This window comes from Fructobacillus sp. ChS1-6f1-1-27 (assembly GCF_059579415.1).
In genome coordinates this window covers 1-20,833 of record NZ_JCAOER010000006.1, presented here as the reverse complement: position 1 = coordinate 20,833, position 20,833 = coordinate 1, and the positions used below count along the sequence as shown (strand labels likewise).

Annotated in this window: 24 protein-coding genes; 16 read left to right on the top strand and 8 right to left on the bottom strand. The window is 42.1% G+C overall.

Annotation, left to right across the window (positions count from 1 at the left end; translation table 11 throughout):
- Positions 1-60: 60 nt before the first annotated feature.
- Positions 61-516: a DUF2798 domain-containing protein gene (locus AC5162_RS04210; protein WP_496534005.1), complete on the bottom strand. Its 456-nt coding sequence runs from the start codon at positions 514-516 to the stop codon at positions 61-63.
- Between the two features lie 81 nt (positions 517-597).
- Positions 598-1,023 carry a MerR family transcriptional regulator gene (locus tag AC5162_RS04205; RefSeq protein WP_496534004.1) on the bottom strand — a complete coding sequence of 142 codons (426 nt, stop codon included), beginning with the start codon at positions 1,021-1,023 and terminating at the stop codon, positions 598-600.
- A gap of 88 nt (positions 1,024-1,111) precedes the next feature.
- Between AC5162_RS04205 and AC5162_RS04200 the strand changes: the two genes are divergently transcribed.
- From AC5162_RS04200 to AC5162_RS04165, 8 genes are all read left to right on the top strand, one after another.
- Positions 1,112-1,435, top strand: coding sequence for a carboxymuconolactone decarboxylase family protein (locus AC5162_RS04200; protein WP_496534003.1), 324 nt, complete (start codon positions 1,112-1,114; stop codon positions 1,433-1,435).
- Between the two features lie 2 nt (positions 1,436-1,437).
- Complete coding sequence (locus AC5162_RS04195) at positions 1,438-1,845, top strand: cupin domain-containing protein (protein ID WP_496534002.1); 408 nt, start codon at positions 1,438-1,440, stop codon at positions 1,843-1,845.
- 155 nt (positions 1,846-2,000) lie between these two features.
- Positions 2,001-3,359 carry an MFS transporter gene (locus tag AC5162_RS04190; RefSeq protein WP_496534001.1) on the top strand — a complete coding sequence of 453 codons (1,359 nt, stop codon included), beginning with the start codon at positions 2,001-2,003 and terminating at the stop codon, positions 3,357-3,359.
- Position 3,360: 1 nt separating this feature from the next.
- Positions 3,361-4,215: an aldo/keto reductase gene (locus AC5162_RS04185; protein WP_496534000.1), complete on the top strand. Its 855-nt coding sequence runs from the start codon at positions 3,361-3,363 to the stop codon at positions 4,213-4,215.
- Between the two features lie 9 nt (positions 4,216-4,224).
- On the top strand, positions 4,225-4,602 hold the full coding sequence (locus tag AC5162_RS04180; protein WP_496533999.1) for a MerR family transcriptional regulator: 378 nt from the start codon (positions 4,225-4,227) through the stop codon (positions 4,600-4,602).
- 210 nt (positions 4,603-4,812) lie between these two features.
- The gene (locus AC5162_RS04175; protein ID WP_496533998.1) at positions 4,813-5,352 is read left to right on the top strand and encodes a PadR family transcriptional regulator; all 540 of its coding nucleotides are present in this window, start codon (positions 4,813-4,815) and stop codon (positions 5,350-5,352) included.
- Positions 5,345-6,931: a DHA2 family efflux MFS transporter permease subunit gene (locus AC5162_RS04170; RefSeq protein ID WP_496533997.1), complete on the top strand. Its 1,587-nt coding sequence runs from the start codon at positions 5,345-5,347 to the stop codon at positions 6,929-6,931. The genes AC5162_RS04175 and AC5162_RS04170 overlap by 8 nt, the downstream gene beginning before the upstream one ends.
- 1 nt (position 6,932) lies before the next feature.
- A complete protein-coding gene (locus tag AC5162_RS04165) occupies positions 6,933-7,235 on the top strand; it encodes a DUF2316 family protein (RefSeq protein WP_496533996.1) in 303 nt (100 codons plus the stop codon).
- Positions 7,236-7,311: 76 nt separating this feature from the next.
- Here AC5162_RS04165 and AC5162_RS04160 read toward each other — a convergent pair whose 3' ends face one another.
- Positions 7,312-8,514, bottom strand: coding sequence for an ammonium transporter (locus tag AC5162_RS04160; RefSeq protein WP_496533995.1), 1,203 nt, complete (start codon positions 8,512-8,514; stop codon positions 7,312-7,314).
- Between the two features lie 231 nt (positions 8,515-8,745).
- Here AC5162_RS04160 and AC5162_RS04155 point away from each other — a divergent pair, with 231 nt between their 5' ends.
- Positions 8,746-9,345 (top strand): hypothetical protein, encoded by a 600-nt coding sequence (locus AC5162_RS04155; protein WP_496533994.1) that lies wholly within the window; start codon positions 8,746-8,748, stop codon positions 9,343-9,345.
- A 40-nt stretch (positions 9,346-9,385) separates the two neighbouring features.
- Here the strand turns inward: AC5162_RS04155 and AC5162_RS04150 are convergent, their stop codons facing one another.
- Positions 9,386-10,114 (bottom strand): DUF1003 domain-containing protein, encoded by a 729-nt coding sequence (locus AC5162_RS04150; protein WP_496533993.1) that lies wholly within the window; start codon positions 10,112-10,114, stop codon positions 9,386-9,388.
- A 325-nt stretch (positions 10,115-10,439) separates the two neighbouring features.
- On the opposite strand from AC5162_RS04150, the gene AC5162_RS04145 reads away from it, so the two are divergent.
- Complete coding sequence (locus AC5162_RS04145; protein ID WP_496533992.1) at positions 10,440-11,072, top strand: NAD(P)H-binding protein; 633 nt, start codon at positions 10,440-10,442, stop codon at positions 11,070-11,072.
- A gap of 114 nt (positions 11,073-11,186) precedes the next feature.
- Here AC5162_RS04145 and AC5162_RS04140 read toward each other — a convergent pair whose 3' ends face one another.
- From AC5162_RS04140 to AC5162_RS04130, 3 genes are all read right to left on the bottom strand, one after another.
- Entirely contained in the window at positions 11,187-12,143 is a 957-nt protein-coding gene (locus AC5162_RS04140) for a GMP reductase (protein WP_496533991.1), read from the bottom strand.
- Positions 12,144-12,448: 305 nt separating this feature from the next.
- Positions 12,449-13,030 (bottom strand): xanthine phosphoribosyltransferase, encoded by a 582-nt coding sequence (locus AC5162_RS04135; protein ID WP_496533990.1) that lies wholly within the window; start codon positions 13,028-13,030, stop codon positions 12,449-12,451.
- 68 nt (positions 13,031-13,098) lie between these two features.
- Complete coding sequence (locus AC5162_RS04130) at positions 13,099-14,397, bottom strand: nucleobase:cation symporter-2 family protein (RefSeq protein WP_496533989.1); 1,299 nt, start codon at positions 14,395-14,397, stop codon at positions 13,099-13,101.
- A 321-nt stretch (positions 14,398-14,718) separates the two neighbouring features.
- On the opposite strand from AC5162_RS04130, the gene AC5162_RS04125 reads away from it, so the two are divergent.
- From AC5162_RS04125 to AC5162_RS04105, 5 genes are all read left to right on the top strand, one after another.
- Positions 14,719-14,943: a DUF6290 family protein gene (locus AC5162_RS04125; protein WP_496533988.1), complete on the top strand. Its 225-nt coding sequence runs from the start codon at positions 14,719-14,721 to the stop codon at positions 14,941-14,943.
- A gap of 13 nt (positions 14,944-14,956) precedes the next feature.
- Positions 14,957-15,445, top strand: coding sequence for a prolyl-tRNA synthetase associated domain-containing protein (locus AC5162_RS04120; protein ID WP_496533987.1), 489 nt, complete (start codon positions 14,957-14,959; stop codon positions 15,443-15,445).
- A gap of 376 nt (positions 15,446-15,821) precedes the next feature.
- On the top strand, positions 15,822-15,926 hold the full coding sequence (locus tag AC5162_RS04115) for a putative holin-like toxin (protein ID WP_496533986.1): 105 nt from the start codon (positions 15,822-15,824) through the stop codon (positions 15,924-15,926).
- A gap of 448 nt (positions 15,927-16,374) precedes the next feature.
- Positions 16,375-17,421 (top strand): IS30 family transposase, encoded by a 1,047-nt coding sequence (locus AC5162_RS04110; RefSeq protein ID WP_496533985.1) that lies wholly within the window; start codon positions 16,375-16,377, stop codon positions 17,419-17,421.
- 540 nt (positions 17,422-17,961) lie between these two features.
- The gene (locus AC5162_RS04105; RefSeq protein ID WP_496533984.1) at positions 17,962-18,507 is read left to right on the top strand and encodes a GNAT family N-acetyltransferase; all 546 of its coding nucleotides are present in this window, start codon (positions 17,962-17,964) and stop codon (positions 18,505-18,507) included.
- Positions 18,508-18,559: 52 nt separating this feature from the next.
- On the opposite strand, the gene AC5162_RS04100 is transcribed toward AC5162_RS04105, so the two are convergent.
- Entirely contained in the window at positions 18,560-19,939 is a 1,380-nt protein-coding gene (locus AC5162_RS04100; protein WP_496533983.1) for an MDR family MFS transporter, read from the bottom strand.
- A 106-nt stretch (positions 19,940-20,045) separates the two neighbouring features.
- Here AC5162_RS04100 and AC5162_RS04095 point away from each other — a divergent pair, with 106 nt between their 5' ends.
- Positions 20,046-20,657, top strand: coding sequence for a TetR/AcrR family transcriptional regulator (locus AC5162_RS04095; RefSeq protein WP_496533982.1), 612 nt, complete (start codon positions 20,046-20,048; stop codon positions 20,655-20,657).
- The last annotated feature ends 176 nt before the right edge of the window (positions 20,658-20,833 follow it).

Below are 20,833 nucleotides of genomic sequence, written 5' to 3'. Positions count from 1 at the left end.
TTCATCACGAACAAATAAAAAACCAGGTAACCATTGGCTACCTGGTTTTAATTTGTCCAATTATTCAGCTTGGGCGCTGTGGGCCTGAATCTTGGCTAACATGGCCCGTGAAAAGGGACCAACGATAATTAGTTGCAAGGGCAAGGCGACCACGAAGTTACGAATCCAAGTTAGTGGGTAGGCGGACAGGTGTTCACCGTTGATTAAGATTCCAAAGAGTGACATCAAGGTCACCATCCCCAAAATCATCAGCGATGAGACGGTGATGGCAATCTTAATCATTGACTTCTTTTCAAAACGGGGAACGATGAGGCCAAAGGCAATTCCCTTAGCAATTTTACCAACAATGAAAAAGTCCAAAATCATGGCGACTACCAAGGCCAGTGGGTAGGAGGTAATCATTTCCATTGGGACCCAGCCCTTGGCCAGGTAAACATTGTAAGCAGTCATGACGGCGACCATTAATCCCGCCATCATCACCATAAAGTAAAGTTCTTCTCTTAAATTCTTTGGCATTTTCATGCTCCTTTTCTTGATAATTTAAAGGTAGCATAGAAAAAATTTCTTCGTAAGTAAGAATTTGATGAGAAAAGGTGGTTAGCAGTCTTGCCCGTTCCAATCCTTAAAGTACTCGTACATCGACTTATCGGTTTCTTTTAGGGTGCCAGTGTACATATCAATCTTCCGGTTCAAGAGCTCCAGATTTTCCTGGTAATGTTGGAGTTTTTCTTGGACGTTTTCACGGTGGCGCATTAAAATTTCCAGTAATTCGGCCTCATGGTCTTGGCCAAACCGGCGCATTGAAACATAGGACTTTAAGTCCTTGATTGACATACCGGTATTGCGCATATGCTCAATAAACAAGAGCCAATTGACGTCTTCTTGGCTGTAGAGGCGGATATTACCATTAGTTCGGGCCGGTGTTAGCAACTCCTCTTTTTCATAGTAGCGAAGGGTGTGCTCGGTCAGACCAGTCTTTTCCGCGACAGTCTTGATTTTAAATTGGGGTTCTTTTTCATCCATGCCAAAAATTATACCACTTTTGTTTGACTTAGAGTGGACTCGAAGGAATATAGTAATGTTGAAGCAAAGTTATTAAGGAGGAATGCAGATGGCAAAGACAGTAACAGCAGGACATGACCAACTCGGCGACTTTGCGCCCCAGTTTGCCGAACTAAATGACGACGTTTTATTCGGCCAGGTTTGGTCAAAAGAGGATGAATTATCAGCTCGTGACCGTAGTTTTGCAACGGTGACGGCTTTGATCTCGATGGGGGCCTTTGAGCAATTGAAGTTTCATTTGGCTAAGGCTAAGGAAAACGGTCTAACCAAGGATGAGGCAGCTGCCTTGATTACTCATTTATCCTTTTATGTTGGTTGGCCAAAGGCTTGGTCAGCCTTTAACATCGCAAAAGAAATTTACAAGGAGGCCTAAGCATGGCAAAGTTTGAAGAGTTAGCAAATGGTGGTGTTTTTGGTAAAGGTCAGCCAAACCCCTATAGTCAGTTTTTCGTTGGCGACACTTTTTTGAATGCTTTGACTGAAAGCCCAGACCAAGCCTTTAATGTTGGTACCGTTGATTTCAAGCCTGGTGCTCGGAATAACTGGCACATTCACCGCAACGGTTACCAAATCCTATTGGTCACTGCTGGTGAAGGTTGGTACCAAGAAGAAGGAAAGAAGGCTCAAGCACTAAAGGCTGGGGATGTTGTTGTTACCAAGGCCGATGTGAAGCACTGGCATGGTGCTAAGGCCGATTCTTGGTTTGAGCACATTGCCTTGACGGCTGGAACACCCGAATGGTTGGAACCAGTTTCAGATGAAATCTACGACCAATTAGGGTAATCTTTTTCAAATTAAATCGATAAAGGTTTTATGAAGCTTAATCTGATAAGAGATTGAGCTTCTTTTTTTATTTGCTCAAGAGGCTTGCCTTAAAGTTAACTTTAAGGTGTAGACTGAACGAACTGTTGAAGAAAAAAGCTTTTAGAGAGGAACAGATGTTTAAAACAACACAAAAGAAAGTTTTGCTAACGCTAATCTTAGTTAGCTACTTTATTACGATATTAGATAACTCGATTGTTTTTACTGGAACTGCTAAATTGGCGACTGACCTGCATTTGTCAGCGACGACCTTAGCCTGGGTGCAAACGGCCTATGCGGTTGTCTATGGAAGCTTATTGCTCTTAGGTGGTCGGTTAGGGGACCTGTACGGTCGGAAGAAAACCTTCTTGTCGGCGATTACCCTGTTTGGACTGGGATCACTATTAGTCGGCCTTAGTACCAGTGGGACAATGATTCTAGCATCTAGGGCCTTCCAAGGGATTGGTGCAGCTATCTTAGCACCGACGACTCTGGCCGTTTTAATGGACGCCTTTTACGGTGATGAAAGGACGGCAGCGGTTTCTGGTTACGGGTCTGTTGCCGGAATCGGTTCTGCGATGGGACTCTTAATTGGCGGCGTCTTTGCGACTTTCTTATCCTGGCGGGTTGGCTTTTTGATGAATGTACCCTTAGCAACGCTAGTGTTAATCCTTGGTTTGTATGCCGTTCCTGGCGACAATTTGTCTGACCGTGACAATGGGTCGAAAAAGCAGTTGGATATCCTGGGCAGCTTATTATCCGCATTGAGCATGTTCTTGTTGGTCTATGCCATTAATGGGGCTAAACAACCGGCGGTGTTTATCGGCTTGGCCATCCTGTTGCTTGCCGCCTTTATCGTAGTTGAGAGTAAAGCTAAGAACCCACTAGTGCCGTTGTCTCTTTTCACCAATAAAGAACGGTCAGCAGGCTATTTGATTCGCTTCTTATATATGGCCGGGATGATGGGCTTTTGGTTCTTAACGCCGCAGATGCTCCAAGCAGTCTGGCATTGGACGCCTGTTTTAGTGGCCTTTGGTTTTTTCCCATTATCAATCGTGAACTTTGTGGTGGCCCTGCAGGTGACAAAACTGGTGAAGAAATTTGGCAATACGACGGTGCTCTTGGCTGGAATTGCTATCACTGCCATTGGCTTTGTTTGGTTAACGTTCTTTTCGGCGCCGGTAGGTTACTGGCTTGGAATCGGTTTACCAATGATGGTTCTTGGCCTAGGACAAGGCTTAGCCTTTAGTCCGATGACCAGTGCCGGAATTGCCGGTACTAAGGGCAGTCAAAACGGGGCCGCTTCTGGAGTGGTGAATACCGTCCACCAAATTGGTGGGTCACTGGGCCTGTCAGTGATGGTTGTCTTAGGCAGTCAGGCTCATTCGAGTGTGGCTAGTTACCATCTGGCAACGATTACTTCGGCGACAAGTTTAGTACTAGCCTTGATGATTGCATTACTCTTATTACCTAAAAATGAAAAGAAGAAAAATTAAGATGACAAATACAGTTGAAATTAGCCAGAATGTTTTGATGCCAAAGCTTGGTTTTGGTGTTTATCAGGTTGAAGATGGTGATGATGCCAAACAAGCGGTCATTGATGCCATCAATGCCGGCTACCGCCACATTGATACTGCCACTAGTTATGGTAATGAGCGGTCAGTTGGGGCGGCCTTGCAAGAGATTGATGTTCCCCGAGAAGAAATCTTTGTGACTTCCAAGCTCTGGGTGGAAGACGCTAGCTACGAGGGGGCGAAACAGGCTATCCAGAATTCATTGGACCGGCTACGATTAGACTACCTCGACTTGTTTTTAATCCACCATCCCTATAATGATATCTTTGGTGCCTGGCGGGCAATGGCAGAAGCTAAGGAAGCTGGCTTGGTACGGGCAATTGGGGTATCGAACTTCTCAATTGACTTGGTAACGAACTTGGCCGAATTTTCTGGGGTTAAACCCGATGTGAACCAAATCGAAGTGAACCCCTTCCAGCAAAATATTGAAGCGGTTAAGTACTTACAAGATTACGGGGTGACGGTTGAAGCCTGGGCGCCGTTCGCGGAGGGCCGGAATAACTTGTTTTCCAATGAGGCCTTGGCCGAAATTGGTCAAAAGCACCATAAGTCAGTGGCGCAGGTCGTCTTGGCCTGGTTGGTGCAACGTGGCATCGTCCCACTGGCTAAGTCAGTTAAGCCAGATCGGATGGTTGAAAACTTAAATCTGTTAGACTTTAAGTTGACAGATGATGAGATGAAGGCCATTGCGGGGTTGGATTTGGGCGAGAGTCAATTCTTTTCCCACCAAGACCCTGAAATTATTCAATGGATGGCGCATCGAACGATTAAAAAATAGATGAATAAAATGAACGTCAAAGAAGCAAGCGAACAGACTGGGGTGCCAACGGCTACAATCCGTTACTATGAAAAAGAGGGGCTAATCCCTGCAATCTCACGGGATGACATTGGTAACCGCGAGATTGACGATAAGGTAATCCGTCGTCTGACCTTTGCTAAAAATATGCGCAAGGCTGGGATGTCAGTTAAGGCCTTGAAACAGTACGTGACGTTGATTGATGATGCTAACGACAATACTGAGAAGCAGAAGCAAATTCTGCGTGACCAGCTAGCTGCCATGCAGCAGCGTCAGGCAGATACTCAGTATGCGATTGACCACTTGATTTATAAGCTTGAACATTATGACGAGCATATGAAAAAGACGGAAGAACGTTTTAAAAATTAATTTAGAAAAAAGCCCTTAGGGGCTTTTTTAATTTGTTCCTTTCTCGGTTATCTATTCATAGAAATAAAGGTATCGCTAAAAAAAATAAACGACAATGTCGCCTGATTTGTTTGACAAATTAATTTTGGGGTGTATATTGTTCTATGTTGATAAGTCGAAACGACACGTCATTGTGACAGGTCAATCAGACTGGTAGGAAAGGAGCAACCGATGTACGACTTGCTAATTTTATCAATGCTTAGCACCCGAGACATGTCTGGCTATAAGCTGGCCCAGGTCTTGGGCTCGGCGATGAGTCCGCGGCGCAAGATTTCAAACGGGGTGATGTACCCGGTTTTGAGTCGACTGGAAAAATCAGGCGCAATTATCAGTAAGGCTGGTGAAGGTCGAAACGCCAAGATTTTTTCAATTACCGATGCCGGTCGTGACCGGTTGGTGGAATTGATTAAAGAGCCAGTGACTCCGGATGGCAATTGTGACAACAACTTTTTCTTCAAGTTCCGGTCATTTTCATTTGTTGATGATGGTGAAAAGAAAAAAATCTTACGTGATTACCGGAAGGTAGCCGAAGACGACTTGGTGGCTTATGACTTTTTGTCAAAGCACTACCAAGAAAAAAGTGAGATGTTTGCTGATTCAGCTGAGTTCTACCAGTGGGGTGACTATGTTTTGGATTTGAAAAAAGACATTGCTCAAAACAAAATTGCTTGGGTTGACCGTCGTTTGGCTGAAATAGGGAAGGATGAATAATATGGATAAGAATACAGAAAAGTCTTCAACCAAGTGGTGGGCGCTTTTTGCCTTGTCACTAGGAGTCTTTATGGGATTGCTAGATGTTAACATCGTTAACGTTGCGCTACCAACAATGGTTAAGAGCTTTAATACGACCTTTAGTAACGTCCAATGGGTTGTAAGTGCCTATACAATTTCATATGCCGTAGTTATTTTGGCAGTTTCAAAGCTAGGTGACATGTACGGCCGGAAAAAGGTCTTTTTGCTTAGCATGGCAATCTTCGTGATTGCTTCAGCAGTCAACGGGGCTGCGCCTTCATTGCTGGTCTTAGATATTGGTCGAGCAGTTCAAGCAATCGGTGGGGCTGGTATGATGACCTTGTCGATGGCCTTAGTTGCTTCAAACTTTTCTGGGCCAGCCCGGGGGACCGCTCTTGGAATTTTAGGGTCTGTTATGGGTGTTTCAACAGTTGCCGGTCCATTAGTCGGTGGCGCTCTAGTTGAAAGCTTTAGCTGGTCATCAATTTTTTATGTAAATGTTCCAGTGGGAATTGTTGGTGCCCTTTTGGTTTGGTTTACTGTCAAGGAGACGCCAAGCTATGGTGAAGGTCAAAAAATCGATTTCTTGGGAATGCTTTTCTCAGCCATTGCCATTTTTTCAGCCGTTTATGGTCTGATCCAAAAGGAGGATAACCCTCACTTGGCTTGGACAAATGACAAGATTATGACCTGGTTAATCATCGCTGTCATTTTCTTGGCAATCTTTATCTTGACTGAGCTCAAGCTTGAAAAGCCAATGATGAACTTGAAACTTTTTAAGAACCGTAACTTTGTTGGAGCGGTTGTGGTGGCCTTTGCCTTAGGGTCTGCCATTTATGCTAACAACATCTTTTTGACATCTTTGATGCAGAACTTTATGGGCTACTCAGCCTTTGAAACTGGTCTGCGCCAAATCCCTTTGACGGTTTGGTCATTAATTTTAGGACCAGTGACTGGTTACTTGGGTCGGAAGTTTACCGCTCGACGGATGATTTCAGGGGCCTTATTGTTGGCCTCAATTGCATTTATCGTTTTCGCTAATGCCATGACGACCAAGTTGTCTTACAACGATTTGATTTTGCCATTGATTTTGCTTGGAATTTCAAATGGATTGGTTAACCCATTATTGAATACTGCAGGATTGCAGGGGGCCGCCCAAGAAGAGATTGGAATGACGTCAGGTTTGATTAATGTCTTCCGCCAACTGGGAATTTCATTTGGTGTGGTGATCCTTGGTTTGGTTCAAACCAACCAGTATGACCATTACTTAAACCACCACTTTACTTTCCAAGTGCCGGGCTTGGCAGCTGTAATGAACGTTTCTGCCATTGCAACGCCAATCAAGCACGCTCTGATCAATGCCGGTCCATTTGCTGGCCATGGGATTGCTTATAGCGCTTCAATTGGTCGTTTGCCGTTTGCCAGTGATTTGCAAGGAGTTGTTGCGCACGCTTTCTATAACGGAATGAAGACTCTGGCATTGACTTCAGCAGCAATTGTTGCTGTTGCAGCGATTCTCGCCTTTGTCTTGTTGCAAAAAACTCAGCAGGAAGATTAAAATGTCTTTAACTGCAGCACAGCAAATCGCAACTAAGCAGGAGTTACGGACTAACTTTGACTTACTTGGTTGGTCAGAAGAAGAGGTGGCTGTTGTCTTAAATACAACGGTCGGTCACTTACAAGATGTTTTGGAATTGAAAGTTAAAGCCATTGAAGAACCTTGGATTTTGAAAGCTTTTTTGAAAAAGCAATTGATTAAAGCGGGTAAGAATCCAGTGCCATTTACTGCCTTAACCGGCCAACCGAGCAATTATTGGTTCTTGAACCAGGACTTGGTTAACCAAGAAAAACTACTTGGATAAGTGATTGTCATAATGACAAATAAATAAGCGAGCTAACATCACCTTGATGTTAGCTCGCTTTTTGTATGGATTAAATTCAATTTTTGATAGCTAAGGTGTGCATTAATTGGTCATAGCCGGTGGCTTCTTCTTTTTCCGTCATTCGAAGAGGACCAGCAACAAGTTCAGCAACTTTTGCAAGGATAATCGTTCCTGCAACCGCAATGGCAATGGTTAGAATGATTGCAATCAGTTGGTGACCTAACAAAGACCAGTTACCCTGGATAAGTCCAGCAGGACCGTTGGTTAAGCCTTTGTCAGCAAAGACCCCGGTCAAAATAGCACCGACAGTTCCGCCGATACCGTGGATACCAAAGGCGTCCAGCGTGTCGTCGTAACCAAAGTAAGCCTTGATAGTTGTAATGCTTAAGAAACCAACAACTCCAGCAATCGCACCAATAATTAGTGCTGCCCAAGGTTGGACATAGCCGGCAGCGGGGGTGATGGCAACTAGGCCAGAAAGGCCACCAGTCACTAAACCGTCAACCTTAATGCAAGACTGCATCTTATAGGCAATCGCCGCCCAAGCTAAGACAGCGACTCCGGATGCTAACCAAGAGTTGATGAAAGCAACAATTGCTTGGCTGTTAGCAGCTAAAGCTGAACCAGCGTTGAAGCCAAACCAGCCGAGCCAGAGCAAAACGCCACCAATGATTACAGCTAAGGGGTTGGGCTCGGCAGTTGATTGGTCTTTACGAGAACCAAGTAAGAGGGCGAGGACTAGGCCAGTTACACCAGAAGAAATATGAACGACGGTTCCTCCGGCAAAGTCAATGGCCCCAAGCTTTGCTAGAAAACCATTGTCCCAAACCATGTGGGCGAGGGGAGAGTAAATCAAGAGCAGCCACAATGTCATAAAAACTAACATTGGCTTAATGCGAATCCGACCAACCACCGAACCAGTAATGATAGTCATCGTGATAATTGGGAACATTCCCTGGAAGAGAGCAAAAGCTGAATCAGGAATGGTTAAGCCCCGGGTTGAACCGGTTAGGTCGAGGTGGTTAAGGCCTAGGAAGTGGAGGTTACCAATCCAATTACCAGTGCCACTAAAGGCTAAGCTGTAACCAAAGAGGGCCCAGAGCAATGAGACTAGACCAATCATAATAACTGATAGGCTGACGGTGTGCAACCAGTTTCTGCGATTACCCAAACCGGCGTAAAACAAACCAAGACTTGGTGTCATTATCCAAACTAAAGCTGCTGAAACTAAGACGAACGCGATACTACCACTATCCATAGTATTACTCCTTTTTCTTTCATACCTTTCTTAATACTGATTATGATAGCACTAACTAGCTATACCAATTTATTTTGGGTAGGTTAGCTGACATTTTGTTGTAAAAAATGTTCTCGCTTTTGACAGAGAAGGCCTAATTAAGAAAAACTGGGTCTTAATCAGAATAATTCTTAGACGGCTATGGCTTATTTATGCTAAAATTTTACTATTGTTTACTATGAGAGAAATGTTATGAAACAGTACATAAAAGCACATAGAGAAGTGACAACATTGGTCATTTTAGCGTTACTCGGTGGCTTGATTGGCTGGCTAATGCAGGTTGCCCCACACTTACGGTATCAATGGGGCCAAAATATTTTTACCTTTATGGCAAGTGACATGGGGGTCTGGGCGGTGATTGCCTTAGTCATTTGTTCCAAAGCTAAGTCATGGATGGAAGCAGCACTAAATAATGCCGCCTTTATGTGGTCGATGGTCATTGTTTACTATGCGATTTACCCCGAAAGTATTCCCGGTGGTTTGGACTGGATTATCATTGGTGTGTTAATGCTACCGATTGGTGGCTTTGGCTATTTTTATAAGGAAAATTTGCTAGTCGCCTTATTATTCTTGGTCGGCTGTGCGATTGCCTTTGATTATCAACTTTTAACTTTGTTCACGATGCACGAAAATGATCAAATGGTGGTCTACAATAATAACGGTGTTTCAGTAACGATGCCAGTAACTTGGTTTGCCTACTGTAGTGAGGCCGTCTTGGCCTTGATTACTTTGGCCGGAGTTATCCATGTTGTCTGTGTTTGGCATAAAAAAATTCACCAAGAAGTGCAATAAAAAAGGATTAAGACTGCTTTTAAACAGTCCTAATCCTTTTTTATTTGTCTTGGTTTCTTTTTAAACTGGCTAATTGTTCATTGATGGAGGCTAGCATTTCAACTTGCATCTTTTGAATGTCCATATTATTTGGTTGGTCTTGTTGAATCATGTGGTCGATTTTGGAATGGAGGATTCGAATTTCTTCTTCTGATTTCAAATTCACATGGTAATCATTTTTTGAATTCATTCGATCATAGTCACTTGACCGGTTCTGGCTCATCATGATTAATGGTGCCTGGATAGCGGCAACCATACTCAAGAACAGGTTTAACAAAATGAAGGGGAAGGGGTCAAAGTTGGCACCAAAGAGGTGGGTGACATTGATAATGATCCAAGCAACCATGATAACAATGAATGAAATCAAGAAGGTCCAGCTACCACCAAAACGAGCAATCGCATCGGCTACCCGTTGACCGAAGGTCATGGTATGCTCCAACTCAGTTTCAACATCAATGATGTCATAAGTGTCTTTTGACATGGCCTTAGTCATCCGTTGACTAATCTGCCTGTTCTTACGGGCGTCATCGACAATCATCTTGTCCATCTTTTTCAAACGATATTGGACTAAGTGCTCACTGCAAATGAAACTATTGTCGGCGGCCTTTGGATAGTCGCTTTTAATTAGTTTCTGTATGTATGGGTCAAGTTCATGGAGGAAGTTGCCTTCCACCATGTTATATTTTTGCTGGTCAACTACACACCAAAGTTCATCATTAATCCGCGTCATTGGACTGCTCTCTTTCCTTTAATTTTCATATTGGAAGTTGTGATTATTATAGTCCTAAGTGAGGAGGTTGTCATTAGTTGACAAAAAACGTTGCCAAGCAATAATGCAATTGAGAACGCTTATGTTCGCAGTACCCAGGCAAACGTTGACTTTATCAAAAAGTCATGGCAATCATTAAAAGATGGTCAAGGACAAGCCCGGGAGTGAGACCAATAACGGTCTTCTGGTTAAACACAGCTTAGTTTGAGTTCAAATTATTTCTTGACTTAGAGTTCACTTTAAGGTGTTCAATATAGGTAGTGAAATAAAGGAAAGGTGATACTCCATGAATATTTTAATTTTAGGGGCAGCCGGACAGATTGCCCGCCGGCTAACTAAGCGTTTGTTGGAAGATAGCGATGACCAATTAACGTTATACGCACGTAATGCCAGTGCACGCTTAAGCCGGTATGCCGATAATGACCGGGTGAAAATCATTGATGGCGACTTTACTGACGAGACTTTGCTGGAACAAGTAATGGTTGGGCAGGATGTGGTTTTTTCGGGTTCTGATCACAATCTGGATTCAATCATTATGGCGATGAAAGCCACCGGTCTTAAGCGGATTATTATCGCCGGTGTGCTGGGTGTGTATGGTGAAGTTGGTGGTAAGTTTGGTGAATGGAACCGGTCGATGATTGGTGACGTTTCAGCCACGCTGAAGCAAAACGTGGTAGACCTTGAAAATTCTGGCCTGGACTACACCTACATGCGCATGACCTGGTTGTACAATCAGGATGGCAATGTTGCTTATGCCACGACACAAAAAGGCGAACCGTTTGTTGGCGCCCAAATCACTCGCCAGGCCATTGTTCAGTATGTAATCGATTTGCTGAATAATCCTGACCGCGATGTTAAAGCTAGTGTGGGCCTTTACGAACCGGGTAGTGAGGGGCTGGATAAGCCGAGCTTTTATTAAATTATATTGATATAGAAAAAACAGAAATGCCCTGTCCCCTGAAAGTCGTATAAACTTTTAGGGGACAGGGCATTTTAACATGACGTACTTTTGGTTTTTTATTTATATGATTTCTTAATAATCAGTCAAAACAACGTAATCAACAGTCTTTAAAGAGCTCAGGTCACGGCCACCAGCATAAGAAATCGCTGACTGCAGGTCTTCTTGCATAGCAGTGAGGGTACCTTGAATGCTACCTTTGTATTCAACCATTAGGCTTCGACCTTCAACATTATGTTGGTGACCTTTTTGAGCGGCAGAGGCTGAACCATAATAGGCCTTGTATGTTTGGCCATTCTCTTCAATGATTTCACCTGGCGTCTCGTCGTGGCCGGCAAACATTGACCCGATCATGACCATTGTGGCACCAAAGCGGATTGACTTGGCGATGTCGCCGTTGTGACGGATACCACCATCGGCGATAATTGGCTTGGTTGCTACCTGAGCACATTGGGCAATCGCAGCTAACTGCCAACCATTGGTTCCAAAACCAGTTTTGTCTTTGGTAATGCAAGCTTTTCCAGGGCCAATACCAACCTTAGTAGCATCGGCTCCAGCAGCCTCAATTTCAACAATTGCTTCTGGGGTACCTAGGTTGCCGACAATTAAGAAGCTACCAGGTAGGTTTTCCTTGATGTAACGGACCATTTTAATGACATAGTCTGAATGGCCATGGGCGACATCAATTGTAATGTATTCTGGTGTAATGTTTTCTTGAGCAAAGCGATCAATTAGCTGGTACTCATTGTCTGTAATTCCGAGGCTAATTGACGCAATTAGACCTTTTTCTTGGATATTTTTAACAAAGTTAAAGCGAGTTTCAGGTTGAAAGCGGTGCATCACGTAAAAGTAATCACGGGAAGCTAACCATTCGGCTAAGCCCTCGTCAATGACAGTTGCCATATTTGCTGGCATCACAGGGATTTTAAAAGTATGTTGACCAAGAGTGACGGTCGTATCAGCTTCACGCCGGCTTTTTAAAATGCTCTTTTTAGGTAAAAGGCGGATTGCATCATAATCAAATGTTTTCATAAGTTGTTCTCTCCGTTCAAATTCCAAAGTTTAGTTTGGAAGTTTTGGTTGCTGATGTTAACGGTATAAGGGGAGGGGGTTAAACTAAATCGTTCCCTTTTTCGTCAATATCTGCCAACCCAAATAATAATCATACGGGTTTTAATTAGGGAAATCAAGGCATTTTCTTCTAATAATCAGCTTTTTGTTTATGAAAAGAACGAATTATTTGTACGTTTCATTGTGATTGTTCGCTTTTGTTAGAAATTGCAAATTTTGAACCAAAAAAGCCACCTAGTTAGCCTAGGTGGCTGGTGAGTCGATTATTAATCTTCACTTGCAAAGACAACTTGACCGTTTTCAAAGGCGGCAATTTTAGCCAATGACTGAATATTGGTTAAGCCGGCTTCTTGTGCTTTTTTTCGTCCAGGCTGAAATGATTTTTCAATCACAATTCCAGCACCGGCAATGGTTGAACCAGCTTGGTTAGCTAATGACTTTAGACCAAGGAGTGCTTGACCGTTTGCCAAAAAATCATCAATTAATAAGACGTGGTCATCGGCTGAAAGGAAACGCTTGTCGATTCGAATGGAATTACTGGTTTGCTTCGTATAAGAGTAGACGTCGGCCGTATAGGCATCGTCTGACAAGATGCGAGATTTACTCTTCCGGGCGAATACTACCGGCACGCCAAGCGCTAGGCCAGTCATGACAGCAGGAGCAATACCGGAAGCCTCTACTGTAACAACTTTGGTAATTTTTTGGCTAGAAAAGAGTTGGGCAAATTCATTTCCCATTGCTTGCATTAACTTTGGGTCGATTTGATGGTTCAAAAAGGAATCAACTTTTAAAATATCTTCGCCAAGGACTCGGCCGTCGGCTTTGATTCGTTTTTCTAATTCTTTCATAGAAGACTCCTTTATTTATGGGAAAATTATATAAGTTCACTTAGTATTATACCAAAGAATAAGGACCATTAATTAGTCTTTTCGGACTTAGGCCAGCCATTTAGTAGCAGGTTCAGCAAGACGGCAACAATCGTAGTCATTACCACCCCGTTAGTCAGAATTAACTTCAATTCTTCTGGCAATTGTCCTAAGAAAGTTGGTACAGAACCGACACCCAGGCCAGCACCAATTGATAGACCGGCCGTTAACAAGTTTCCTTCTTTGTTTAAATCAACTTTGCCAAGAATTTGCAAACCTTGGATGGCGATGGTTGAGAACATGATCATCATGGCACCACCAAGGACAGCGCTCGGAATAATGGTTGCTAGTGCACCAAACTTAGGTAAGAGGCCCAAGATTAAGAGGAGGGAAGCAGCATAATAGATTGGCTGCTTGGTTTTAACTCCTGAAAGTCGGACAACTGCCACGTTTTGAGAGAAAGTCGAATATGGAAAAGTGTTGAAAATTCCTGATAAGACTACGGCTAAACCTTCTGCTCGGTAACCACGAGCTAGGTCCTTTTGTTCTAACTTCCGGCCAGTCAAATCAGCTAAGGCGAAGTAAACACCGGTTGCTTCGACCATGGCAGTCATAACAATAATGATCATCGTTAGGCTGGCTGACCATGAAAAAGTTGGTGTTCCTAAGAAAAATGGTTGGGGCAAGTGGAACCAAGCAGCATCAGCCACTGGCCGCAATGAAACCCGGCCCATCAAGGCCGCAAAGATGGTCCCAAGGATAATGCCGAGCAAAACGGCGATTGCCTTGATGAAACCTTTAGCAAATTTCATTAGCAAAAGCGTTATAACGACTGTAACAGAGCCAATTAACAAGTTTTGCCAGGAACCAAAACTAGGTGCAGTCAAGGTGCCGCCACCCCAGTTTTGTAGGGCAATCGGAATCAAACTGAGACCAATAATGGTAATCAATGATCCGGTAACAACCGGCGGGAAGAAGGCCCGCAAACGGGCAAAGCTACCGGCAATCAAGACGACAAATAGACCGGCAATAATGGTTGCCCCATACATGGCGCCCCAGCCAAGACTAGACCCGATGTTTACTAGTGGTGAAACGGCTTGGATTGATGACCCTAAGACAACTGGCAAAGCAATTCCAGTGACCGGTGTTTGCTTTAATTGAAAGAGGGTTGCTAACCCGGTACAGAAAATATCAACCGAAATTAGGTAAGCTAACTGAGTTGATGAAAAATGTAGGGCAGTTCCGATTAGCAACGGGACCAGGATTGATCCAGCATACATTGCTAAGACGTGTTGTAGGCCGAGTAATAGGGCCTGCATCTTTGGTAGTGGTTGTTTTGGTGTCTCCATGAGAACTCCTTGAAATCAGCAGTGAAAGTCCGTTACATCTGGCAAATAAAGCCACTGAGTCCCCATCAAAACAATTAAAAAAGCGCACAAAGATTCCCAAGTGCGCTTAAACCCTTGGTGATAGTCGTCCTTTTTGCCGGACGGTAGAGACTCGGTTAGCATTAAAAACCGGATATAACTCCAATACGGTACCTATTATTGTAACAGATGTTCGGTTTTAATAGTATTAGGATTTGATTTGAAAATGTTTCATATGCGTCATGCCATTTCCAGGTGCAACATGGTAAACTATGGTAAAAGTTTAGTAAGGGAGATTTATCCATGGTCGAAATTACTGTTCAATTATCGTTAGATACGCTCACTTGGTTCGAAAATCTTGCTAAGGCCAAAGGCATCACGGTTAGTTCATTGCTTAATAACTTTATCGAAGAAGCCCGGCAAGACGATGAAGATTATAACGATGCGATTAAAATCATAAATTCAAGCAAAAAAAGTATGTTTCTAGGCCTGAAATCAAAAACAAATTTAGCTTGTAGCACTTATTAAGGAGGCAATTATCATGCACAAAGACGAAATTCTCGCATACCTTGACGAACACCAAATTTGGTATGAAAAGGTCGACCATCAGCCACTCTTTAGCATGGAAGATGCTGCTGACGTGGTGCTACCACACCCAGAAGCCGATGCCAAGAACCTCTTTATCCGAGATGATAAAAAGCGTAATTATTACTTAATAACAGTCAACGGTAACAAACGTGTTAACTTAAAAGACTTCCGTCATAGTCACGGACTGCGATCGTTATCGTTTGCTTCAGAAGAAGACTTGGCCAAAATGTTTGCTGTAAAGCCTGGGTCTGTTAGTCCATTTGGCTTGCTAAATGATGAAAATCGTCAGGTAAAGTTCTACTTAGACCAACAATTCATGGCTGGTGAGCAGTTGATTGGTATCCATCCGAACGATAATACGGCGACTGTCTTTTTGAAGACGGCTGATCTGGTTACAATTATTAAAGATCATGGTAATGCGGTGGAATTAACAGAAGTATAAACCTACTTTAACGATAATATAAATATGTAAAAGGGTAGGAAATAATGAAGATAATTCCTAAAAAATTAAAAATAATGAATGGTTGATATTAAGGAGGCTTCATAATGTTTTTGATTCGTCAACTTAGCACTGGACAAACGCCAACAATAATGACGCTTATTTATTAACGCACGCCATTTATTATGGTGCTACACATTCTAGTGGTGGTATTGCAAATGAAATTACACATGGAATTATGAAAGGTTTTTCCTGGCGGATTGGTTCCAATATTGCTAGAGGATTTCCATTAATGCTCTGTGTTTTAATTGCTTTATGTTTCATTGAAAAGCACTAAAGTGGTGCTTATGAAAGCAAAACCTTTGAAAGGAGAAGCCTGGTGCCGGTAACGGATACCTTGCAGCTAATGCTTGGCTTTGGAACGTTTGTTCTTGGTCTAATCACATTAGTTGTTGAACTTATTAAATTAAGTCAAAAAAAATAACCATCCATGCTTTGACAGGCTGATGGTTATTTAATATTACTATCCCTGCCACCGTTTTACGGGTTTGCTAGGGGAGTTGTAGTTCGAGCTACAACTCCTTTTCTTATGTCTTTATTATACCACGTTTTTTTATTTATGCCTGTTTTTCAAGCACTACAAAAGTAGTGAAAAGTAGTGAAATACCTACTTTTGTAGTTAAAAGTAGGTAGGTTATCAGTTCTAGCCATGTTACAATGATTTTTGGAAATGGGATTTTATACCGTAGCCACTTCCATTGGGCCTTGCGTTTCTGACCGTAAGGCCTTTTTTTATTGTCGATTTTATAAAACCTACTTTTGTAGGTAAAAGTAGTGAAAAGTAGGTAAAAACCTACAAAAGTAGTGAAAAGTAGTTTTTTACCTACTTTTTTGGTAGACTATTGGCTCATGTATTACGGAGGGAAACAAAAATGGGTCAACGTCATTTACTGTTTGAGGATCGAGTGAAAATCGAAACGTGGCTAAAAGAAGACTATAATTTAAGTACCATTGCCAAACGTTTGGGCTATTCACGAGCTGCTATTACGAAAGAAATTCAAAGGGCCACCAATCACGCTACAATGGGCCGTATTGTTTCAATTAGAATAACTAGAAAGATGTATAAAGCGATTGAAGCACAAGCTTTGGCAGAATATAACCAACGTCATAAAAAACTTAAGCCAGATAAACTCACAAAAAGAAGAGAAAGAATCATTAAGGATTGCATTTTAAATAAAAAATGGTCGCCCGAACAAATTGTTTATAGTCCGATTCGTGTGGGTGTTAGCGTTAGTACCATCTATAACTGGGTCAACCATAATAAGCTGAACCAAGTGACTAAAATGAACTTAAGAATGAAAGGCAAACGCTATAAAAAGAGGGGGCTTAGTAAAAAAGAATTACGGACGTTAGCCTTAAAACGTCAAGACAAGCAAAGGCTATTTCAAAAAACAACGATTGATAACCGCCCTGCTGTTATTAATAAGCGGAAACGTTTTGGCCACTGGGAATTAGACGGGGTGGAATCCAACCAATCCAGAGCCACTATTTTAACGTTTGTCGAGCGATTTAGCCGCTATGCAGTCGCTATTAAGGTTGATAATAAAGAAGCTGATAAGATTAGCCAAGGCCTTGAAACGTTTTGCCAACGCTATAAAGGACAGATTGACAGTATCACATGTGACCGAGGAACAGAGTTTATTTCTTATCGAACCAGAATGAAGTTGTCCCAACATCAGATCACTTATTACTACGCCCATGCTTATTCGCCCTTTGAACGAGGAACAAACGAAAACTTTAATGGCTTGCTAAGAGAATACTTTCCTAAAAAAACAGACTTTGCCAAAGTTAGCCAAGAAGAAATTAATCAAGCAGTTGCCAGTATTAATGACCGGCCAATGAGAACCCACCGGTTTAAGACCAGAAAAAATGCCTTTGACCGTTATAAAAAGTACCGGAATCTGAAAAAAGTTGCGTAATAAAAAAGTAGGTAAAAACCTACTTTTCACTACTTTTACCTACTTTTACCTACTTTTGTTGATTGGTATAAATCGCAGTTTATCAAGGCTTTCATGTTTTAAAACACTACTTTTACCTACAAAAGTAGGTATTTAACTACTTTTACCTACTTTTGTAGTGTTTTGTTAGACCGGCTTGATAGGCTTTTTTAGCTTGCAATTAAAAATGATAATCCGTATACTAACCGTAGTTATTGATAATCTTTTGCCAAAACAAAATCTTTATTCGGTTAAAAAAAGATAAAACCGTTCAAATAAAGGTTCTAAAGGCCGGCAGACAAACAATTATATAATTTGTTAATTTATCTCTTGACAAACGCCTATAGTCATCTACTTTACATAATATATATTATCGAAAGTTAATAGTATTAAGATACGAAATGACCCTAAAATTAAAAATTGCCACCACTCTTTCAATACGTAAATAAAATTGACGTTTATTCGCTTTATTAGACAAAATCATAGTACAATTAGTCTTAAAATGTTTTAGGAGCCATATACATGTTCATTCGACAAGCAACTGCAGCGGATGCTGACCAATTAGTTGAAATCTACCGTCCATATATCGAAAATAATACTACTAGTTTTGAGTATGTCGTTCCGTCTGTTCAAGAATTTCAGGAACGAATCAATTCGATTAAAGACCAATACCCTTATTTGGTAATGGTTAATGATGATGAAACGATTGTTGGCTATGCCTATGCACATGAATATAATGAACGAAAAGCCTTCCAATGGACTGTTGAAGTAAGTGTTTATATTAATAAAAGTGCGCAGGGTCAGGGAGTTGGTAAAAAGTTATATGCTGCTCTTGAAGGTTATCTGACTAAGCAAAATATTGTGAATATTCTTGCATGCGTTACGGAAGATAATGCTGCCAGTCTTGCTTTTCACCATAAAATGGGTTACGAAACTGTTGGCAAATTCAACCAAGTTGGCTTTAAAAGTAGCCAGTGGTTGGCAATCTATTGGTTAGAAAAACGGTTAACTGATGACGAAAAACCAGCACCCTTTATCCCCTTTAATGACCTTCTAGAAGCAAAATAAAAAGCGTTAGCTCAGTTTAAAATGAACCAAGCTAATGCTTTTTTGTTTGTACTTATTTTTGGACTGTCTTCGGTAGGAAGATTGCGGGAATAAACATGGCAACCGTAACGCCAATCGCCCACCAGAAAGCGTGTTGGTATGCGGTGATGTTAGCACCCAAAACACGGTGTGCTGAGACGTAGGTTGCAACAACGGTAGCAATCAACGCTGAACCAAAGGCACCCCCAATATTTTGAAAAATTCGAGCGCCAACATTGGCGTGCGGAATCAAGGCCTTCTCCATCCCTAAAAGAATCGTGTTCATCAATGGCATAATAACGCCACCCATCCCTAATCCACGTAGGAACAATACTAATCCGACTAGGACGATGTTAGTTTGAGCGTTAATCCAAATAAATGGGATTGTCCCTAGGACGGCCAAGGTTAAGGCTAGCCAAACGACATAGCGGGCGCCAATTCGGTCTAATAATTTTAACAGAAATGGTCGGATGACCAGCATGCCAATTCCCTGTGGCAGCATCCATAATCCTGCTGCTAAGACGCTAAAACCACGCCCTTGTTGGAAATACAATGGCAAAACAAGCATTGGCCCATTGGTAATGATACCAGCTAATACCAAATTAACCGATGTAGCGGCATAGACCGGTGATTTGAATAAGGCGAACGGTAAGACGGCATTGCTCTTCTTATACCAACCCCAAATGAGGTAAATAGCAACTGCTAGTAAACCAAGGCTAACGTAGGTCAAAGTTTCAGTATTATTGAAGGTTGCCTTTTCACCTGCTTGTGAAAGACCGTAAATAATTGAGGCGGACCCTAAGCCGAGTAAAGCGATTCCCAGTGCGTCGATCTTAGTTTCTTTGTTTGATGCTGGAATATTAGGGACCTTCCAGAGGTTTAAACCAATTGCCAGAAGCATAATTGGAACATTAATCCAAAAAATCCATTGCCAGTTACCGTACTCGACTACAATTGCACCAACAACGGGGCCAAAGATGGGGCCAATCATAATTGGTAGTAATACGACCATCATCAATCGTGAAATATATTCACGAGGCGCAATGCTAACTAATAACGTTGTTACTAAGGGGGTAATTAGCCCAGCAGCAAACCCCTGCACTACCCGATAAACAATCAGCGTATTAACATCGTGACTTAAAGCTGCGCCAATTGACGATAAGCCAAAGAGTAGTTCGGCAACTAAGAAAACATACTTACCATTAAAATGCTGTGACAGCCACCCCGAAAATGGTACGGCAATACTAGTTGCTAGAATGTAGGCAGTAATAATCCACTGCACGCTGGAAAGCGTGGTGTTCAGGTCACGGCCAATATCATTAATCGCAATATTGGTCATGGTTGTATCCAACATTGGCGCTAATAGTCCAAAGGCCAAAATTAGAGCTACATTTCGTGTTTGTTTGAAGTTCATATCTCTGTTTCCTTTATTTTTTGTTCCTCAAATAGAGTACTATTTGTTTCTTATAATGTCAATAAGAAACATTTTGTTCTTTAAATCATTATGTTAAAATAGCGGTATGGACAAAAAAGCTCAAACAAGAAAACGTGGTTCTGACTTAGAAAACACGATATATGCTGTGGCCTTAAAACTCTTCGACGAAGATGGTATCGAAGCAGTAACTTTTAAAAACATTGCTGAAAACGCTGAAACTTCTCGGAGTGTTTTGTATCGTCGTTGGGATTCTCCTAGTGCCCTACTACTCGATGCCGTTCACCATTGGGCTCATGAAAATTCTGGTTATCCAGAAGATATTGATGAAAAATCATTTCCGGACACAGGTAGTTTGCGTAGCGATTTAATTGAAAATGCCACCAAGGTAGCCGCTCTCCATGACAAACTCAGCCAATATATGGTCAAGTTTTCGATGTTTGGGATGATGAGTGGTGAAGACTTGGGAGTTGGCTTGTTTGAAATGGCTGAAAGCGGTTCTGTCCGATTGGGAAACGTCATTGCGAATCGAGCTATCCAACGTGGTGAAATTAAGTCAGTTCCTGCCAATGAAGTTTTGATGTTATTAGGCATGATTCGCCGTTATTACACCTTTCTCGCTCCGCAGTATACGCCTACTCCTGAACGACTGGTCGATAATATCATTTTACCCGCCTGGCTGGCAAACCAGGATAATTAAATAACCAATATGAAAGGCCCTAACAATTATGACCTGTACCCCGAAAGTTAAAGTACTTTCGGGGTATTTTTATGACTAAAATTTCGATAGAAACTAAACTACAGGCAATTAACGAATGTTTATCGCATCAAAATTCAATTAGTGCTATTGCAAAAAAATATGGCCTCCAACGGTCA